Annotated in this window: 14 protein-coding genes and 1 tRNA gene; 6 read left to right on the top strand and 9 right to left on the bottom strand. The window is 66.5% G+C overall.

The genetic code is table 11. The features are described 5' to 3' along the window. Positions 1 to 3: 3 nt before the first annotated feature. From KU887_RS30075 to KU887_RS30060, 4 genes are all read left to right on the top strand, one after another. Positions 4 to 1,434, top strand: a complete 1,431-nt coding sequence (locus tag KU887_RS30075) for an efflux transporter outer membrane subunit (RefSeq protein ID WP_212157855.1) — start codon at positions 4 to 6, stop codon at positions 1,432 to 1,434. A 101-nt stretch (positions 1,435 to 1,535) separates the two neighbouring features. After that, a complete protein-coding gene (locus tag KU887_RS30070) occupies positions 1,536 to 2,228 on the top strand; it encodes a response regulator (RefSeq protein ID WP_006489056.1) in 693 nt (230 codons plus the stop codon). Then, positions 2,225 to 2,848, top strand: a complete 624-nt coding sequence (locus KU887_RS30065; protein WP_258256745.1) for a histidine kinase — start codon at positions 2,225 to 2,227, stop codon at positions 2,846 to 2,848. Before KU887_RS30070 ends, KU887_RS30065 begins: the two co-directional genes overlap by 4 nt. Before the next feature lie 628 nt (positions 2,849 to 3,476). Next, entirely contained in the window at positions 3,477 to 5,309 is a 1,833-nt protein-coding gene (locus KU887_RS30060; RefSeq protein ID WP_058902879.1) for a protease pro-enzyme activation domain-containing protein, read from the top strand. Positions 5,310 to 5,457: 148 nt separating this feature from the next. On the opposite strand, the gene KU887_RS30055 is transcribed toward KU887_RS30060, so the two are convergent. Next, the gene (locus KU887_RS30055; RefSeq protein ID WP_258256741.1) at positions 5,458 to 6,108 is read right to left on the bottom strand and encodes a pyridoxamine 5'-phosphate oxidase family protein; all 651 of its coding nucleotides are present in this window, start codon (positions 6,106 to 6,108) and stop codon (positions 5,458 to 5,460) included. Positions 6,109 to 6,341: 233 nt separating this feature from the next. On the opposite strand from KU887_RS30055, the gene KU887_RS30050 reads away from it, so the two are divergent. Further along, on the top strand, positions 6,342 to 7,823 hold the full coding sequence (locus tag KU887_RS30050) for a PLP-dependent aminotransferase family protein (RefSeq protein ID WP_258256739.1): 1,482 nt from the start codon (positions 6,342 to 6,344) through the stop codon (positions 7,821 to 7,823). A 7-nt stretch (positions 7,824 to 7,830) separates the two neighbouring features. On the opposite strand, the gene KU887_RS30045 is transcribed toward KU887_RS30050, so the two are convergent. From KU887_RS30045 to KU887_RS30015, 7 genes are all read right to left on the bottom strand, one after another. Then, the gene (locus KU887_RS30045) at positions 7,831 to 9,378 is read right to left on the bottom strand and encodes a phospholipase D family protein (RefSeq protein ID WP_080324271.1); all 1,548 of its coding nucleotides are present in this window, start codon (positions 9,376 to 9,378) and stop codon (positions 7,831 to 7,833) included. A 314-nt stretch (positions 9,379 to 9,692) separates the two neighbouring features. Beyond that, a tRNA-Ile gene (locus KU887_RS30040) sits at positions 9,693 to 9,771 on the bottom strand. A gap of 138 nt (positions 9,772 to 9,909) precedes the next feature. Continuing rightward, positions 9,910 to 12,327, bottom strand: a complete 2,418-nt coding sequence (rpoD, locus tag KU887_RS30035; protein ID WP_077020949.1) for an RNA polymerase sigma factor RpoD — start codon at positions 12,325 to 12,327, stop codon at positions 9,910 to 9,912. Between the two features lie 88 nt (positions 12,328 to 12,415). Further along, on the bottom strand, positions 12,416 to 14,290 hold the full coding sequence (dnaG, locus tag KU887_RS30030; RefSeq protein WP_258256736.1) for a DNA primase: 1,875 nt from the start codon (positions 14,288 to 14,290) through the stop codon (positions 12,416 to 12,418). Positions 14,291 to 14,360: 70 nt separating this feature from the next. After that, positions 14,361 to 14,807 (bottom strand): GatB/YqeY domain-containing protein, encoded by a 447-nt coding sequence (locus tag KU887_RS30025; RefSeq protein ID WP_006489061.1) that lies wholly within the window; start codon positions 14,805 to 14,807, stop codon positions 14,361 to 14,363. A gap of 194 nt (positions 14,808 to 15,001) precedes the next feature. Continuing rightward, positions 15,002 to 15,214 (bottom strand): 30S ribosomal protein S21, encoded by a 213-nt coding sequence (gene rpsU / locus KU887_RS30020; RefSeq protein WP_006479415.1) that lies wholly within the window; start codon positions 15,212 to 15,214, stop codon positions 15,002 to 15,004. Positions 15,215 to 15,318: 104 nt separating this feature from the next. Further along, positions 15,319 to 16,539 carry an NAD(P)/FAD-dependent oxidoreductase gene (locus tag KU887_RS30015; protein WP_006496002.1) on the bottom strand — a complete coding sequence of 407 codons (1,221 nt, stop codon included), beginning with the start codon at positions 16,537 to 16,539 and terminating at the stop codon, positions 15,319 to 15,321. A gap of 130 nt (positions 16,540 to 16,669) precedes the next feature. Here KU887_RS30015 and tsaD point away from each other — a divergent pair, with 130 nt between their 5' ends. Then, positions 16,670 to 17,710 (top strand): tRNA (adenosine(37)-N6)-threonylcarbamoyltransferase complex transferase subunit TsaD, encoded by a 1,041-nt coding sequence (tsaD, locus tag KU887_RS30010; protein WP_006496003.1) that lies wholly within the window; start codon positions 16,670 to 16,672, stop codon positions 17,708 to 17,710. Between the two features lie 88 nt (positions 17,711 to 17,798). Here the strand turns inward: tsaD and folE2 are convergent, their stop codons facing one another. Continuing rightward, complete coding sequence (gene folE2, locus KU887_RS30005) at positions 17,799 to 18,608, bottom strand: GTP cyclohydrolase FolE2 (protein ID WP_006486446.1); 810 nt, start codon at positions 18,606 to 18,608, stop codon at positions 17,799 to 17,801. Positions 18,609 to 18,648: the final 40 nt, after the last annotated feature.

Genomic DNA, 18,648 nt, shown 5'->3' with positions numbered 1-18,648 from the left:
GCCATGCGATTGCTTGTTCTTCCCCTCGTCCTCGCACTGTCGGCCTGCACGCTCGCGCCGACGCTGGTCAAACCGTCGATGCCGGTGCCGACGGCCTACACGGCCGCCGCTGCCGCCGATCTCGACGCGAACGCCGCCGACCTCGGCTGGCGCACGATGTTCGGCGACCGCCGCCTGCAACGCCTGATCGAGCTCGCGCTCGAGAACAACCGCGACCTGCGCGTGGCGGCGCTGAACGTGGAAGCCGCCGAAGCGCAGTACGGCATCCAGCGTTCCGCGCGTCTGCCGTCGATCGGCGCCGGCGCGACCTTCACACGCCAGCGTACGTCGGACGACACGCAGTCGAATCCGCCGCTGTTCGGCGCGACGCAGAACCAGTACGGCGTCAACGTCGGCATCAGCGCGTTCGAGATCGACCTGTTCGGCCGCGTGAAATCGCAGTCGGATGCCGCGTTCGCGCGCTACGTCGCGACCGACCACGGCCGCCGCGCGGTGCAGATCTCGCTCGTCGGCGGCGTGGCGGATGCGTACTTCGCCGAGCGCCTCGCGCACGAGCAACGCCAGTTGTCCGAGCGCACGCTCGCCGACTGGCGGCAGTCGCTCGATCTCGCGCGCCGCCTGAAGGAAGCGCACCAGGCGAGCGGTGTCGACATCGCGCAGGCCGAAGGCCAGGTCGCGAGCGCGACGGCCGATCTCGAAGCGCGCACGCGCGCCGTCGAGCAGGCACGCAATGCCCTGCGCCTGCTGGTCGGCACCGAGCTGCCGAAGGATCTGCCCGAGCCGCTGCCGCTTCAGCAGCAACCGGTGATGACGCAACTGCCGGCCGGCCTGCCGTCCGAGCTGCTGTTCCGTCGGCCGGATATCCGGCAGGCCGAACAGAACCTCGTCGCCGCGAATGCGGACATCGGCGCCGCGCGCGCCGCATTCTTCCCGCGCCTGTCGCTGACGTCGTCGATCGGCTTCCTCAGCCCCGCGATGGGCAGTCTGTTCGACGGCGGCCAGCGCGTGTGGAGCTTCGCGCCGCAGGTCACGGTGCCGATCTTCCAGGGCGGCCGGCTGCGCGCCGAGCTGCGCCTCGCGGAAGTGCGCAAGTCCAGCGCGGTCGCCGAATACGAACGCGCGATCCAGGCCGCGTTCCGCGAAGTGGCCGACGGCATCGCCGGGCGCGAAACCTTCGGCCGCCAGATCGACGCGCAAACGCGCGTGGTCGGCTCGGCCGAACGCCGCACCGACCTGTCGAACCTGCGCTATCGCGCGGGCGTCGAGGGGCGGCTGGAGTTGCTCGATTCGCAGCGGCAGCTCTATGCGGCCCGACAGGCGCTGCTGGACCTGCGTCGCAGCGAGCTCGGCAATGCCGTCGCGCTGTACAAGGCGCTCGGCGGCGGCCTGACGGACAAGGACGTCGCACCGTCGCAGCGCGTGGTGCGGAACTGAGCGAACGGCGCCGTTCCGTCCCGCGCGGCACCGTGACGGAACGGCGTGATCCGGCCCGGCGACGGGCCGCCCCGATGGTTCGACATCGCACGGCACACTCCATGACGAATTCCCTGATACTGATTGCAGAAGACGAGCCCGACATCTCGGACATTCTCGATGCCTACCTGAAGCACGACGGCTTTCGCACCTATCGCGTCGCCGACGGGCAAGCGGTGCTCGACATGCAACCGCACCTGAAACCCGACCTGATCCTGCTCGACGTGAAGATGCCGCGGAAGAACGGCTGGGACGTGCTCGCCGAGCTGCGACGGCGCGACAACACGCCCATCGTCGTCGTCACCGCGTTCGATCGCGATCTCGACCGGCTGCAGGCGCTGCACGCCGGCGCGGACGACTACATCGTCAAGCCGTTCAACCCGGCCGAGGTCGTCGCGCGATTGCGCGCGATCCTGCGCCGGTCGGCCGCGCCGCCGACCATGCGGATGCTGCGCGTCGGCGACCTCGAGATCGACACCGACAGCTATCTGGCCCGCGTGCGCACGGCCGGCACCGAGGTGCCGATCACGCTGACGCTGACGGAGTTCCGGCTGCTCGCGCACATGGCGAGATCGCCGAGCCGCGTGTTCACGCGCGGCGAGTTGCTCGATGCGTGCATGGCCGACGTCAGTGCGCTGGAGCGCACGGTCGACAGCCACATCTGCAGGCTGCGCAAGAAGCTCGAACAGGCCGGCGCGCCGGGCATGCCCGAGGTGATGCGCGGCGTCGGCTACCGACTGCGGGGCGTGCAGTGACGCTGCCGGCAAGACCCGGCCGGCACATCGGGCGGGCGATCGGCACGGGCGCGCTCGTCGTCGTGCTGCTCGCCTGCACCGTCGCATGCTTCGTGTACGCCGCGCCTGCGCCGGCCGCGTTGCCGCACGACGCGACCGCCGGCGCGATGATCCGCAGTGCGTCCCCTTACCTGGTGCCGGCGACGGTGCTGTTCGTCTGCCTGCTGGCCGCGGCATTCGACCTGGTCAGGTCGATCCGCCGGATGCTCGCGACGCTCGACGCCATGGCGGATACCGCCGGCCGGATCGTCGCCGGCGATCCGTCGGCGCGCATCATTTCCCGCGACGGCTGCCCGGCCGACGTGGCTCGCTTCATCGAGCACTTCAATGCGATGACTCATGCAATGAAACGTACGAATCCATCCGATGCGACGGTCACCGTCGCCAGCAGCAGTCGCGTCACGCGCACCCGGCTCGCCGAACTCGAAACCCGGCTCGACGCCATCAGGACGCTCGCCACCGATGCGGATGCTGCGTCGCGCGACGCGCTGCTTCAGCATGTCGATGCGCTGTTCCGGTTCGTCGACGACCTTCAGTTAGCCGAACGAGAGGCTGCGGCCATTCGAGTATTTCCTCGATAACGGCCGGCCGTTTCGAAACACATCGGAAATGATCGGCGAGTCGTTTTCGGCATTACCTGCATCGCGGGTTTTGAACATTACAAAACACCGCCAATCTTTTCAAAATCATTTCGGTTTATTCGATTTAATTTAGTTTCATATAATCAAAAAAAGTTTGACATCGCGCTTTCGTTCTTGATACCGTCCGATGCAAGCAATCCGACGGATTGCCTGCCACGCAAACGATTCCGCTCCACGTTTTTTCGCTTCCGCTGCACCGAAGTACGCGCCGTCGAATGATTCGTTCGCACGCCGGCGCGTGCCGCATCCCGATGCATTTCACTGGACGGCTGCCACCGGCAGCGGGCCGAAGGATCGAATCAAATGAGCAGGACAACGAAGCTGTTGCTCTAGCAACCCCGCCCGCGCCGGATCCGGCGCGACTGCCCCGCCTCGCGGCGCAGCCTTTCCGTTACCGCGTTTTCCGTATTTCGCCCCCGGAGACAAACCGCTTTCCGGATCGGGCGAAAGGCCCTGTCGCGTCCGTGCCATCCGCCCGCATGCGGCAGAAAGCGGCGGTGCATGACCCGCACCGCTGTCGACCGTTGTTGTTGGTGCCGTTCGATGTTCAACCGGAGGGGTAATTCAAATGAATCAGGTTGCAAACAAGAAACACAAGCACATTCGCCTCGTCAAACTCGCATTCGCCGCCGCGGCAGCCGCTTCGTTCGGCATGACGACCGCCCATGCCGCGCCCGCGGCCGGCTGGACGGAAACGCGTACCAAGGGCTTCCTGCCGCTCGTGCAGCAAAACGAAGCCGGTACGGCCGGCGCGCCCGCCGCCAGCACCGCCGCCGCTGCCGCCGCGGCCATCGACATGGCGCCGGGCGAATCGGTGGACATCGTGCTCGGGCTGAACCTGCGCAACGAAGCCCAGCTCGACCAGTACCTGCGCGACCTGCATACGCCGGGCTCGCCGCACTACCGGCAGTTCCTCACGCCCGCGCAATTCGCCGCGCAATATGCGCCGACCGACCAGCAGGTCGCCTCCGTCGTCGCCCATCTGCGCAAGGCAGGCTTCGTGAACATCGTGGTCGCGCCGAACCGGCTGCTGGTCTCCGCGTCCGGCACCGCGGCAACCGTCCAGTCCGCGTTCCGCACCACCCTCAAGCGCTTCACGCGCAACGGCCGCAGCGTCTATGCGAACACCGACGCCGCGCAAGTGCCGAACGCGATCGGCAACATCGTCGGCGCGGTGCTGGGCCTGCAGAACGTCGAGTTGATGCATACGGGCGCGGGCAGCAAGCCGCAAGGCAACACCAGCAACCTGACGATCCCCGCCGGCGCGTCGGCGGTGCCGCACAACCCGACCGAGTTCTCGTCGATCTACGGCGGCGACGGCACGCCGACGGCGTCGCAAACCACGGTCGGCATCATCTCCGAAGGCGACCTGTCGCAGACGGTGAGCGACCTCAATACGTTCGCCGCGAACAACGGCCTCGGCACGATCAGCAGCAGCATCGTGAAGACGGGCCCGTCCGGCAGCTCGTACACCGACACCGACGGCACCGTCGAATGGAACCTCGACAGCCAGTCGATCGTCGGCGCGGCCGGCGGCAGCGTGAAGCAGGTCGTGTTCTACACCGCGCCGTCGATGACGCTCACCGCGATCACGGCCGCGTACAACAAGGCCGTGACCGACAACGTCGCGAAGGTGATCAACGTGTCGCTCGGCGTGTGCGAATCGTCCGCGTACAGCACCGGCTCGCAGGCGACCGACGACACCATCTTCAAGCAGGCGGTCGCGCAAGGGCAGACCTTCTCCGTTTCCGCCGGCGACCACGGCGCGTACGAATGCGCGAGCGGCACGCCGTCGCGCTCGACCTACACGGTGAGCGAGCCGGCCACGTCGCCGTACGTGATCGCGGTAGGCGGCACGACGCTGTTCACCAACACGTCGACCAACGCGTACAACAGCGAAATCGTGTGGAACGACCCGAGCTGGCAGCCGGGCACCGTGTGGTCGACGGGCGGCGGATACAGCAAGTACGAAGCCGCGCCGACGTGGCAGTCGTCGACCCTCACCGGTTCGACCAAGCGCGCGCTGCCCGACGTCGGCTTCGACGCCGACCTGCGCACCGGTGCGATTCTCGTCGTGAACGGCCAGACGTCCGACACGCTGTGGGGGTCGGGCTACCTGAACAACGAAGGCGGCACGAGCCTCGCCGCACCGATCTTCACGGGCATCTGGGCGCGGCTGCAGTCGGCCAACAACAATGCGCTCGGGTTCCCCGCGTCGAGCATCTACAAGTACTTCCCGACCAACGCGGCGCTGCTGCACGACGTCACGTCCGGCAACAACGGCAGCGGCACTTACGGCTACAAGGCGAAGGCCGGCTGGGATGCGACGACGGGCTTCGGCAGCGTGAACATCTCGAAGCTGAACGCGTTCATCCAGAGCACGTCGGATTTCGCGCGTTGACGGGTCGTTGACCGAACCGGTTGCGTGAGCAGGCGCGCGACGTCTCTCACGCAACCGCGTCCGGCTACCCGCGAAGGCTGCGAAGCCGTCGCGGGTTTTCCGCATGCCGCGCCGTCTCGCCGCTCCGATGCAAGCCTCGCCGTGCCGCTCAATCGGCCCAGTTCCGGACGTAGTCCGGCACCGCCACGTTGCCGTCCGCATGGACCGGTGCGCCGCGTGTCGTCTTCAGCGGCAGGATCCCGGCCCAGACCGCCAGCCCGAGATCCTCGTCCTTGTCGGACGGCAGCGAATCGCTGATTTTCACGGCCGCTTCCGCCATCGAAATCCGCAGCACGCGGGTCGCGTCGAGTTCCTTCGAATTGCCCGGCCGCGCTTCATGCTTGCGGCCCGGCGCGATCTTGTCCATCAACGCATCCAGCGCGGCGCGCTTTTCCGCACTGCTGTCGATCACGTCGAACTGCCCGTAGATCACCGCGGATCGATAATTCATCGAATGGTTGAAGGCCGAGCGGGCCAGCACGAGGCCGTCCAGCAGCGTCATCGCGACACAAGCCTGCGCGCCGGCCGACAGTGCCTTGATCGTCCGGCTGCCGTTGGAGCCGTGGATATAGAGCGCGTCGCCCCTTCTCCAGTGCGCGGTCGGGATGCAGTGCGTGTTCTGCCCGTCGCCGAACGCGATGTGACAGACGTACGCGTCGTCCACGATGTGGTGGAGCATCGTGCGATCGTGGCTCGCCAGTTCGGACAGGCGACGAATGGTCGTACGCGAGGTGGAAGAGAGCGTGGTCTGGTCGTTCATATATCTGTACTGCGAAATTAATCGTATCGGCATCGTGCCGACTCCATGCCCGAGGCGCGATCGGGCCGCCCGTCGACAGTCGCCGGCCGAATCGAGCAAAATACGCGCGTACCGCAAGTCGCGCCGTCACTCAAAATCCGCGTGTACCGGCCTGCCCCGCGAGAACGTGAACGATACGATGCGCGCGGCGTCTTCGAAAGAACCAGCACAAGGAAAATTTCTGGAACCAGCCCATGGATCTCGCGCTGCTCATCTCGTCGCTTGCCGGACCGGACGGCGCGACCACGCATAGTCGGCAGGAAGCCCTCTACCGGAGCCTGCGCAGCATGCTGCTGGACGGACACCTGCCGCCCGGCACGCGGCTCGCGTCGACGCGCGTGCTCGCGGCCGAGCTGGGCATCGCGCGCAATTCCGCGGTCTATGCGTACGAGCGCCTGGCCGAGGAAGGCTTCGTGGCCGCCACGCGCAACGGCACGATCACGCGATGGGACGGCCGCACCGACCCGAGCGCCGGCCATGAAGACGGCTCCGCACCGGTCCGCCTGTCGGCGCGCGTGCACGGGCTGGAAAATGCCGATCCCGAGCCCGAGCGCATGCTGCCGTTCGTTCCGGGCCTGCCGTCGCTCGACGAATTTCCGGTTGCCCAGTGGCGCCGTTGCATCGAGCGCGCATGGAAGACCATCACGCCGGCCCGGCTCGCGTACGGGCCGGTCGAAGGGCTGCCCGAGCTTCGACGCGCGGTGGCCGCGTACATTCGCGTCTCGCGCGGCGTGCGCTGCGACACGGGCCGGGTATTCATCACCGACGGCACGCAGAGCAGCCTCGAACTGTGCGCGCGCATGCTCGCGAATCCCGGCGAAAACGGCTGGCTCGAGAACCCGTGCTACAACGGCGCGAGGACCGCGTTCCGCTCGACCGGCCTGAATCTCGTGCCGATCGAGGTCGATCGCGACGGCATGGCGCCGACCGACGAGCAGTGGCGCACTCTCCCGCCCCGGCTGATCTATACGACGCCGTCGCACCAGTACCCGCTCGGCGCGCTGATGAGCCCCGAGCGGCGCACGGCGCTCGTCGAGCGCGCCCGCGCCTGCGGTGCGTGGATCATCGAGGACGACTACGACAGCGAATTCCGTCACGGCGGCCAGCCGCTGCCCGCGATCCAGGGCCTGCATGCCGACGCGCCGGTGTGCTATCTCGGCACGTTCAGCAAGACGATGTTTCCGGCCCTTCGGCTCGGCTTCATGGTGGTGCCGCCGGTGCTGGTCGACCGCTTCACGAGAACGCTGCGCGAACTGGTCCATCGCGGCCATTCGGCCGACCAGCTGGCGATGGCCGAATTCATCGATACCGGCCTCTTTGCGCGGCACCTGCGGAAGATGCGGGCGCGCTACGCGGACCGGCGCAGCTGCCTCGAAGCGGCACTCGCGCGCCATCTCGGCACGTCGCTGAGCGTGCGGGAAAGCCCGGGCGGCATGCATCTCTCCGCGGATCTCGCCGCGCCGCTGCACGATACCGACGTCGCGCGGGCGGCAGCCGCGGAAGGCTTGCTGCTGCAACCGCTGAGCAGCTACTGCATCGGCGACGGCCGCCGCGGCGACGGCCGCCGGTACAACGGCTTCGTGCTCGGCTATTCAGGCCTGAGCGACGCGACGATCGAGACAGCGGCGATGCAGTTCGCGGCCGTCATCGACCGGCACCGCCGCGCGCGGCGCTGAATGCCGCTCACAGTTGCGATTCGATCGGAAACAGCCCGAGAAACCACACTTCCATCCGCCGCGCGGCGGACACCTCCGGCTCATGATCGATCTCGGTGACCTTCCCGCCATCGGTCTGAATCCACTTCAGTCGCCCTTTGCCGGCCGGATCGGTTCTCGGCTCGACACGCCAGGCGATCTGGTCGAGTCGCCCTTCCAGGTCGTTGGCGACCTGCGATGCAATCGCCGGGCTCTCGCAGTAAACGCCGATTTCCGTATTGAGGTTCAACGAGCGCGGATCGAGATTCATCGACCCGATGAAGATGCTCTTGTGATCGAACACGTAGGTCTTCGCATGTAGCGACGCGCGCGACGAGCCGATGATGACCTGCTTCGAAATGCTCTTGTCGCCCGATGGCCGGCGCTCGTAAAGCCGCACGCCGGCATTCACCAGATCGCTTCGATAGCGCCGGTAGCCGGCATGCACGGCCGCCACGTCGGTCGACGCGAGCGAATTGGTCAGCACCGTCACGCGCACGCCGCGCGCCGTCAGCGCGCGCAGCCGCTCGACGACGACCTTGCCCGGCACGAAATACGGCGACACGATCAGCAGGTCGTGCTGCGGCTGCAACGCGAGCGCACGCAACTGCGGCATCAGATGCCCGTCGCTGTCCTTTGGCGCGTGCGCGATCTTCGACGGATCGTCGTACAGCACCGTCGCATGCCCCCACGACAGCTCCGTGCCCTGCCCGTGGACGATCCGGTCGAGCCGCTGCCGGGCTTCCAGCACGTACGGATTGTCCTCCATGGCCCGCAGGTAGTCGCGCAGCCGTTCGCGCTCGCGGTCGAGCCCGCCTGGCGCCGCATCGTGGCCGACCAGCGTATCGACCGGATACGCGTACGGCGAATTCCAGAACGTGTCGAATTCGGTCGAGATGTCCTTCACGACCGGGCCGTGAACGACGACGTCGAGATCGCCGAATTCCAGCATCGACGACGCGCCGAAGTACTCGTCGCCGATATTGCGGCCGCCGACGATCGCCGCCTGGTTGTCCGCGATCATCGCCTTGTTGTGCATGCGCCGGTTGACGCGCGAGAACTCGAATACCGTGCCGAGCTTCTTGAACCGGCGCGTGGCCACCGGATTGAACAGCCGGATCTCGATGTTCGGATGCGCGCTGATCTCGAGCAGCTTGCGGTCGTCCGCGTTGGTGCCGAGATCGTCGAGCAGCGCGCGCACGCGCACGCCGCGATCGGCCGCGCGGATGACCGCATCGGCCAGTTCGTGGCCGGTCAGGTCGTCGTGCCAGATGTAGTACTGAAGGTCCAGCGAGCGGTCGGCGCGATCGGCGAGCAACACGCGGGCGTCCAGCGCATCGACCGGATCGGTCAGCAAATGAAATGCGTCCTGCCCGGGATGCGTACCGGCCTGCTGCCGGAACGCGGCGCCCAGCCGCGTATCGTCCGTATCGGTGAATGCGTGGGTCGGCGCGCGATCGGCCTGCGGCGGAAGACTGGCGCACGCGACGAGCGCCAGCGACGAGAGAATCGCACCCCACGAACGCAGCATGGTCATGATGGCCGCCCCTCACGGTCGGGCAAAGTTGGTTGGTGTTTGTTCTCGCTGCCCGATCGCGCGCGGCGCGGGTCGGCGGTCGCGCGCTCGACGGGAATCCGGTCGTGCGCGGCGGTCGCGCCACAGCATACTTCGATTGATAGCGGGACGGCACGCCCTCCGTGTTTCCCCGGTGGCGGCAATAAGACATGCGGCGCCGACGTGCACCCGTTCAACGCGTTCGACACATTCGGACCGCACACAAAGAAAAACCCGCGACGCATGATGCCATCGCGGGTTTTACGACGTTCCGCGATCGCTCGAGGAACGTAATCTGGTGGGCCCCCCGGGAGTCGAACCCGGCACCAACGAATTATGAGTTCGCTGCTCTAACCAAGCATGAGCTAGGGGCCCAGACGAGAAGCGCGGCGTGCTACACGCCACCCCGACAACGAAGCCGGGCCGGCATTGTAACAACAAAGACGACAGAGGGAACGAACGCCACCGGCATCATGCGAATACCGGCGGCGTTCGTAACGGAGACGCTGGAAATCAGTTCCCTTCGAGGAACGACTTCAGCTTGTCGGAACGGCTCGGGTGACGCAGCTTGCGCAGCGCCTTGGCCTCGATCTGACGGATCCGCTCGCGCGTGACGTCGAACTGCTTGCCGACTTCCTCGAGCGTGTGATCGGTGCTCATCTCGATACCGAAACGCATCCGCAGCACCTTCGCCTCGCGCGGCGTCAGCGAATCGAGCACGTCCTTCACGACGTCGCGCATGCTGGCATGCAGCGCGGCATCCGCCGGCGCGACCGTGTTGGTGTCCTCGATGAAGTCGCCGAGATGGGAATCGTCGTCGTCACCGATCGGCGTTTCCATCGAGATCGGCTCCTTCGCGATCTTCATGATCTTGCGGATCTTGTCTTCCGGCATCTCCATCTTCTCGGCGAGCGTTGCCGGATCCGGCTCGAGACCGGTTTCCTGCAGGATCTGCCGCGAGATGCGGTTCATCTTGTTGATCGTTTCGATCATGTGAACCGGAATACGGATCGTGCGCGCCTGGTCCGCGATCGAGCGCGTGATGGCCTGACGGATCCACCACGTCGCATAGGTCGAGAACTTGTAGCCGCGACGGTATTCGAACTTGTCCACCGCCTTCATCAGGCCGATGTTGCCTTCCTGGATCAGGTCGAGGAACTGCAGGCCGCGGTTCGTGTACTTCTTCGCGATCGAGATCACGAGACGCAGGTTGGCCTCGGTCATTTCGCGCTTCGCCTGACGTGCCTTCAGTTCGCCGGCCGCCATCTGACGGTTGGTTTCCTTCAGGTCCTTCAGCGGCAGCACGACGCGCGCCTGCAGGTCGAGCAGGCGTTGCTGCTGTTCGCGGATCGCCGGGACGTTACGCGACAGCACCGCGCTGTACGAATGGCCTTCCGCGGTGATCTTCTCGGCCCAGTCGAGATCCGTCTCGTTGCCCGGGAAGCGCGCGATGAATTCCGAGCGCGGCATGCCGCACTTGTCGACGACGATGTGCAGGATCTGACGCTCGACCTGACGCACTTCGTCCACCTGCGCACGCAGCGTGTCGCACAGGCGTTCGACGGTACGCGCGGTGAAGCGGATCGTCATCAGCTCGCTCTGGATCGTTTCCTGCGCCTTCAGGTAGGCCTTCGACTTGTAGCCTTCCTTCTCGAATGCGCGGCGCATCTTGTCGAACCACTCGCTGATCTGCGAGAACTTCTCGAGCGACGCGCGCTTGAGGGCTTCGAGCTGGGCGGCGTTCGCCGATGCCTGCGCGGCACCGTCGTCTTCCTCCTCTTCCTCTTCTTCCTCTTCCTCTTCGGCTTCCTCGTCCTCGTTCTCGATCGCTTCCGCTTCCTTCGCGGAGAAACCGTCCGTATCGGCGGCGTCCGCAGCATTCGGATCGAGCAGGCCGTCGACGAGCTCGTCGACGCGGATCTCTTCGTTCGCGACGCGTTCGGCCATCGCGAGGATGTCGGCGATCGTCGTCGGGCACGCGGAGATGGCCATCACCATGTGGCGCAGGCCGTCCTCGATCCGCTTCGCGATCTCGATTTCGCCTTCGCGCGTGAGCAGCTCGACCGTGCCCATCTCGCGCATGTACATCCGGACCGGATCGGTCGTACGGCCGAATTCCGAATCGACGGTGGACAGCGCGACTTCCGCTTCCTCTTCGACTTCATCGTCCGACGACGCGGCGGGCGCGTTGTCGTTCAGGAGCAGCGTTTCCGCGTCCGGCGCCTGCTCGTAAACCGCCACGCCCATGTCGTTGAACGTGCCGATGATGCCCTCGAGGGCTTCGGTCTCGGTGAAGTTGTCCGGCAGGTGGTCGTTGATTTCGGCATACGTCAGGAAGCCGCGCTCCTTGCCGAGCTTGATCAGCGCGCGCAGTTTCACGCGGCGCTCTTCGAGCTCCTCGGCCGTGCCCGGCGTGCTCGTCGCGAACGCTTCCTTCAGCAGCGCCTTTTCCTTGGCGCGACGATCGCGCACCTTGGATTTGCCCGGTGCAGCCGCGGCTGCGGGCTGCTCGTCGCTCTGATTTGCGTCGTCTTCGACGGATACTTCGTTCAGCTTTTTGGTCATGGAGTTCGCCGTACCGGCTATATCGACTCGCGGCTGCTGGACGACAGCCGGTTGAACCGTGGGTGCATGAGTAGTACGTACTGCCGTTTCGTCCGCGTCGGCAGTCGTGTCCCTTGCGCTTTTCGCACTTGCCCGCTTCGCCGCCGGCTTGGCCGGCCCGGAGTCGGGTCTGGCGGCAGCCCGTGTTCTGGCTGCCGGCGCCGGCGCAGCCTGAGCAGTGCCGGCCGCGGTTTTCTTTCCTGCAGGGGCTGACGTGGCTGAAGACGTTGTCCTGGTGGAAGAAGCAGACTTGGCCGCTGTGACCTTCTTGGTCGGCTCCGTCGAGCCCTTGCCTGTTGCTTTCTTTCCGCCTGTCGTCTTTGCCATCGCGATTCTCGCCTCTGCTTAGAAAACAAACCGCTGGAAACCTTATATTATAGCACGCTGGGGAGCCCTCTCTAAGCGCCCCGGCCGCCTACAGCCCGAGCCGACGCTTCATGTCGGTTCGCTGCTGGTTCAATTCCGTCAATTCGGCCAATTCCTCGGGGGTGAAGGTGGATTGCCGCGCCAGCCTGTCCAGCCGGTCGCAGCAGGCGTCATAGCGCATCTTGAGCACCGCTGCCTGCAGCTCCTCCCCCGCAATCCGCTCCTGCTCACGTTGCCGCTCGGGCACCGTCTCGTCTTCCGGATTCTGTAACAGCAAATCGCGGACGTTTTCATCATAGTCCAGAATTTCGCGGAAGATTTCCTCGTAAGTCGCCCCGTTCGAGGACGTCCTCAGGACATCCGACAGCAGCCGGAACTCCGCGCCGTCGCCCAGCGCACGCGCATGATCGACGACTTCCGCGAACAGCTCGCCGATGCGCGGCAGCGCGCGCAGGGTCGCAATCTGTTCGTCGTCGAGCTGCGATGCGACGCGCGGATGCATCACCAGCGTGCGCAGCGCGCGCTTTTCGCTGTCCGTCACGCGGCGCCGCTCGCTGCGCGCGGGCGCCTGGCGCGGCGGCGTCGCGATGCGCGTGTCGACGTCCGACAGCCCCGCGACCTCCTCGAACGGGATATCGAGGCGGTCGGCGAACATGTGCATGATCTGCGCGCGCAACGCGTTCGCGGGCAGCGCCTGCAACAGCGGCTTCGCATCGAACAGCGCCTTCGCGCGGCCTTCCGGCTGATCGAGCGCCTTGCCGGCAATCGCTTCGTTCAACAGAAATTGCGACAGCGGCATCGCGCGCTCGACCTGCTCGGAGAACGCCTCCGCGCCGAACTCGCGCACGTAGCTGTCCGGATCGTGCTCGGCCGGCAGAAAAAGGAACCGGATCGTCCGGTTGTCGCCCGCATGCGGCAGGCATGCCTCGAGCGCGCGCCTCGCCGCGCGCCGCCCGGCCGAATCGCCGTCGAAACTGAAAATGACCGTGTCGGTCTGGCGCAGCAGCTTCTGCACGTGAATCGGCGTGCACGCGGTGCCGAGCGTCGCGACCGCGTTCGGAAAGCCGAGCTGCGCGAGCGCGACGACGTCCATGTAGCCTTCGACGACCAGCACGTACTTGCGCTCGCGAATCGCGAGGCGCGCCTCGAACAGCCCGTACAGCTCGCTACCCTTGTTGAACAGCGGGGTTTCGGGCGAGTTCAGGTACTTCGGTTCGCCGCTGCCGAGCACGCGGCCGCCGAACCCGATCACCTGCCCCTTCACGTTGCGGATCGGGAACATGATCCGCTCGCGGAACCGGTCGTAGCGGCGCGCGACGCCCTGCGCGTCGGTTTTCTCGCTGACGATCACGAGCCCCGCCTCGACGAGCGACTCGTCGCGATAGTCCGGGAACGCGGCCTCAAGGTTCTGCCAGCCGTCCGGCGCATAGCCGAGCCCGAAGCGCGCGGCGATCTCGCCGGTCAGGCCCCGGTTCTTCAGGTACTGGATCGCAACGGTCGCGCCGCGCAACTGCTTGCGATAGTAGTCGCACGCCGCCGTCATCGCGTCGGACAGCGCGGTCGCCACCGATTTCGACACGGGCGCCGGATAGTCGCCGCCACCGCCGCCGCCCCCACCGCCGCGCATCGACGGCTCGTGCGGCACGGTCAGGCCGACGGACTGCGCGAGCTCCTGCACGGCCTCCGGGAACGTGAGCCCCGCATGTTCCATCAGGAAGCCGATCGCCGTGCCGTGCGCGCCGCAACCGAAGCAGTGATAGAACTGCTTGGTCGGACTGACGGTAAACGACGGGCTCTTCTCGTTATGGAACGGGCACAACCCCATGAAGTTGGCGCCGCCCTTCTTGAGCTGCACGTACCGACCCACCACGTCGACGATATCGACGCGGTTCAGCAAATCCTGCAGGAACGAATGCGGAATCACCGTGGGATCGAGCGAAAAAAGACAATACGACGCCCGGCGCACGCATCGCTGGGCGCGCCGGGAACGGGTTTTACTTCGTGAGCGCGGCCTTGACCTGCGCGGAAACGGCCGTCATGTCGGCACGGCCGGCGAGCTTGGCCTTCAGCACGCCCATCACCTTGCCCATGTCCTGCGGGCCGGCTGCGCCGGTTTGCGCGACCGCCGCCTGGACTTCGGCCGCCACTTCGGCGTCCGACAGTTGCGCGGGCATGTAGCCGCCCAGCACGGTCAGCTCGGCCTGCTCCTTCGCGACGAGATCGTCGCGGCCGGCCGCCTGGAACTGGCTGATCGAATCCTTGCGCTGCTTGATCATCTTGTCGATCACGGCCGTGATGCCCGCGTCGTCGAGCGTGACCCGGTCATCGACTTCGCGCTGCTTGATCGCGGCCATCAGCAGGCGAATCGTTGCCAGGCGCTCGCTGTCCTTCGCGCGCATCGCGGCCTTCATGTCTTCGCTGATCTGCTCTTTCAAACTCATCTTTCACCCGGGATGGAAACGTGAATCCGACGCCCGCGAACGGGCGTCAACACAAAAACCCGCTTGGGACAGTGTCTCAAGCGGGTTGCTCGAATCCGGCATCGGCGACTCGCCGCCTGATCGGTTGCGCGATCGCACCCGATCGCACGGAGTCGCCGGTGCGCCGCTCAGCGAACCGCGCGGCGCCCAATCGTTCAGTACAGCTTCTTCGGCAGCGTCTGGCTGCGAATACGCTTGTAATGACGCTTCACCGCAGCAGCCTTCTTGCGCTTGCGTTCTGCGGTCGGCTTCTCGTAAAACTCGCGCGCGCGAAGCTCGGTCAGCAGACCGTTCTTCTCGATCGTGCGCTTGAAGCGACGCATTGCAACTTCGAACGGCTCGTTCTCTTTAACGCGAATGATCGTCATGATCCGACACGAATAAAGGTTTGCAGGGAAAGACTACCGAGTATAGCAGAGCGATTGCCCAAAGGCACGGGGCCGGGCCCGCCAACCGGGCGCCGGCCGGCGCGTCAGGCGCCGCGCGCGTACTCGGCCGCGGCCTGCCCGGCCGCCGTGCCGGACGCCCATGCCCACTGGAAGTTGTAGCCGCCGAGCCAGCCCGTCACGTCCACCGCCTCGCCGACGAAGAACAGCCCCGGCACGCGCGCGCTCATCATCGTCGCCGACGACAACTCGCGCGTATCGACCCCGCCCTTCGTCACTTCGGCCTTCTTGTAGCCTTCGGTGCCATTCGGCGTCAGCGTCCAGCCGGACAGCGCGTCGCCGATCTGGCGCAGCGTCTTGTCCGGCAGGTCCGCGAGTCGCGCGTCGGCCGCGACGCGATGCGTGTCGAGCCACGCATGCGCGAGGCGCGACGGCACCCAGTCGGCGAGCAGCGAACCGATCTGACGCTTCGACGTGCGTTTCGCGTCGAGCAGGTCAGCCACCGTATCGCGCTGCGGCAGCAGGTCGACGCGAATCGGATCGCCGGGCTGCCAATAGCTCGAGATCTGCAGGATGCCCGGCCCGGACAGCCCGCGATGGGTCAGCAGCAGGTCCTCGACGAATTCGCCGCCGCGCTTCTTGTCGCCGGTCGAAACGCGCACTTCGAGCGATACGCCGGACAGCGGCGCGAACGGCGCCCAGTCCTGCGGCGCGAACGTCAGCGGCACGAGCGCCGGCCGCGTATCGACAAGTTTGTGGCCGAACTGCTTCGCGAGCCGGTAGCCGAAGTCGGTCGCGCCGATCTTCGGGATCGACAGGCCGCCGGTCGCGACGATCAGCGCGCGCGCACCGATCGGCCCCGCCTGCTGCGTGTCGAGCGTGAAGCCGTCGGATGGCGCATGGCGCACCGCGTCGACGACGACGGGCCGGCGCCACGCGATGCCGCCCGCGTCGCACTCGTGCTTCAGCACGTCGATGATCGCGTCGCTGCCGTGGTCGCAAAAAAGCTGACCCTTGTGCTTTTCGTGCCAGGTCACGTGATGGCGCTTGAGCAGCCCGAGGAAGTCGCGCGGCGTATAGCGCGCGAGCGCCGAGCGTGCGAAATGCGGATTCGACGACAGGTAGTTGTCGGGCCCGGCGTACAGGTTCGTGAAATTGCAGCGGCCGCCGCCCGAGATGCGGATTTTCTCGGCAAGCCGCGGCGCGTGATCGAGCAGCACCACGCGGCGGCCGAGCTGCCCGGCGACCGCGGCGCTCATCATGCCGGCGGCGCCCGCGCCGATCACGGCGATGTCATAGGTTTCCATGGCGCGGATTGTACCTGCCCGGCATCGGGCCCGGGCCGCCGCCAGCGGCCGCCTGCCCTCGCCTGCTATACTTTCCGGTTACGTTGACCTACCTGCGGCGCGTCCGAAACGGCGTGCCCCGCCCTCACCCATGCTCGTTCTCGGCATCGAAAGCTCCTGCGACGAAACCGGCCTCGCGCTCTACGACACGCAGCGAGGCCTGCTCGCGCACGCGCTCCATTCGCAGATCGCGATGCACCGCGACTACGGCGGCGTCGTGCCCGAGCTCGCGTCGCGCGACCACATCCGCCGCGCGCTGCCATTGCTCGAGGAAGTGATGGCCCAAAGCGGCACGCGCCGCGACGACATCGACGCGATCGCGTTCACGCAGGGCCCCGGCCTCGCCGGCGCGCTGCTGGTCGGCGCGAGCATCGCGAATGCGCTCGCGCTCGCATGGAACAAGCCGACCGTCGGCATCCATCACCTCGAAGGCCATCTGCTGTCGCCGTTGCTGGTCGACGCGCCGCCGCCGTTCCCGTTCGTCGCGCTGCTGGTGTCCGGCGGCCACACGCAGCTGATGCGCGTGACCGACGTCGGCGTGTACGAGACGCTCGGCGAAACACTCGACGACGCGGCCGGCGAAGCGTTCGACAAAACCGCGAAACTGATCGGCCTCGGCTACCCGGGCGGCCCGGAAGTATCGAAGCTCGCCGAAACGGGCACGCCGGGCGCGGTCGTGCTGCCGCGCCCGATGCTGCATTCGGGCGATCTCGACTTCAGCTTCAGCGGCCTGAAGACGGCCGTGCTCACGCAGATGAAGAAATTCGAAGCGGCGAAGCTCGACGGCGAAGCGCTCGAACGCGCGAAGGCCGACCTCGCGCGCGGCTTCGTCGATGCGGCCGTCGACGTACTCGTCGCGAAGTCGCTCGCCGCGCTGAAGAAGACGAAGCTCAAGCGCCTCGTGGTCGCGGGCGGCGTCGGCGCGAACCGCCAGTTGCGCGCGGCACTGTCGGCGGCCGCGGCCAAGCGCGGCTTCGACGTGCACTACCCCGATCTCGCGCTCTGCACCGACAATGGCGCGATGATCGCGCTCGCGGGCGCGCTGCGGCTCGGCCGCTGGCCCGAACAGGCGAATGCCGACTACGCGTTCACGGTGAAGCCGCGCTGGGATCTCGCATCGCTCGCGGGCTGACTCGCGTCACGCGCCACCACCGGCAGGAAAACAAAAAGGCCGCTCGTTCGAGCGGCCTTTTTCATTGGCGTGACAAAACGCCGCAGCGTTATGCAGCCTGCCGCTTGTCGCGCTCGATCAGCGCATACGCGCTGTGATTGTGGATCGACTCGAAGTTCTCGGCTTCGAGCACGTAGGCGACCACCCGCTCGTCCGCATCGAGACGCTGCGCGACGTCGCGCACGAGATCCTCGACGAACTTCGGGTTCTCGTATGCACGCTCGGTCACGAACTTCTCGTCCGGCCGCTTCAGCAGACCCCACAGTTCGCACGACGCCTCTTCTTCCGCGATGCGGATCAGCGCCTCGACCGGCAGATCCGCAGCCAGCTCCGCGTCGATCGTCACGTGCGAGCGCTGGTTGTGCGCGCCGTACTGCGAGATCTTCTTCGAGCACGGGCACAGGCTCGTCACCGGCACGAGCACCTTCAGGAACAGGCGCGTATCGCCGTTGCGGCTTTCGCCCGCGAGCGTCACTTCATAGTCGAGCAGGCTTTGCACGCCGGACACCGGCGCCGTCTTGTTCACGAAATACGGGAACGTGACTTCGATGCGGCCGGCCTCGGCCTCGAGCTTCTCGAGCATCGACGCGAGCATCGCGCGGAAGCGCTCGACCGTCAGCGGCGCGCGATTCTCTTCGAGCAGCGCGACGAAGCGCGACATGTGCGTGCCTTTCTGGTCGGCCGGCAGACGGACGTCGAGGTTCCAGACACCGACGGTCGGTTGCACGTCGCCGCTTTCGGTGCACACCGTCAACGGATGCCGGACCGCCTTCACGCCGACGCGCTGAATCGGGATCTGACGGGTATCCACCGTGCTCTGCACGTCGGGCATCACGAAGGCGGGATTCATCTGGTTCATCTTGTTCAATCCTTGTAAGCCGCGCGTCCGACGACGCGCA

Origin of the sequence: Burkholderia sp. EMB26 (assembly GCF_024730645.1) — a bacterium.
Taxonomy (GTDB): domain Bacteria; phylum Pseudomonadota; class Gammaproteobacteria; order Burkholderiales; family Burkholderiaceae; genus Burkholderia; species Burkholderia cenocepacia.
Note: the sequence above shows the minus strand (reverse complement) of the source record. Positions and strands in the feature narration are given on the sequence as shown.

What these genes read in the sequence shown, in the direction of transcription:
- KU887_RS30050 (WP_258256739.1), top strand. Translation starts at nt 6,342, where the DNA reads ATGGATCTCGCGCTGCTCATCTCGTCGCTTGCCGGACCGGACGGCGCG.
- tsaD (WP_006496003.1), top strand. Translation starts at nt 16,670, where the DNA reads ATGCTCGTTCTCGGCATCGAAAGCTCCTGCGACGAAACCGGCCTCGCG.
- KU887_RS30015 (WP_006496002.1), bottom strand. Translation starts at nt 16,539, where the DNA reads ATGGAAACCTATGACATCGCCGTGATCGGCGCGGGCGCCGCCGGCATG.
- rpoD (WP_077020949.1), bottom strand. Translation starts at nt 12,327, where the DNA reads ATGGCAAAGACGACAGGCGGAAAGAAAGCAACAGGCAAGGGCTCGACG.
- KU887_RS30060 (WP_058902879.1), top strand. Translation starts at nt 3,477, where the DNA reads ATGAATCAGGTTGCAAACAAGAAACACAAGCACATTCGCCTCGTCAAA.
- KU887_RS30070 (WP_006489056.1), top strand. Translation starts at nt 1,536, where the DNA reads ATGACGAATTCCCTGATACTGATTGCAGAAGACGAGCCCGACATCTCG.
- KU887_RS30045 (WP_080324271.1), bottom strand. Translation starts at nt 9,378, where the DNA reads ATGACCATGCTGCGTTCGTGGGGTGCGATTCTCTCGTCGCTGGCGCTC.
- KU887_RS30075 (WP_212157855.1), top strand. Translation starts at nt 4, where the DNA reads ATGCGATTGCTTGTTCTTCCCCTCGTCCTCGCACTGTCGGCCTGCACG.
- KU887_RS30025 (WP_006489061.1), bottom strand. Translation starts at nt 14,807, where the DNA reads ATGAGTTTGAAAGAGCAGATCAGCGAAGACATGAAGGCCGCGATGCGC.
- folE2 (WP_006486446.1), bottom strand. Translation starts at nt 18,608, where the DNA reads ATGAACCAGATGAATCCCGCCTTCGTGATGCCCGACGTGCAGAGCACG.
- rpsU (WP_006479415.1), bottom strand. Translation starts at nt 15,214, where the DNA reads ATGACGATCATTCGCGTTAAAGAGAACGAGCCGTTCGAAGTTGCAATG.
- KU887_RS30055 (WP_258256741.1), bottom strand. Translation starts at nt 6,108, where the DNA reads ATGAACGACCAGACCACGCTCTCTTCCACCTCGCGTACGACCATTCGT.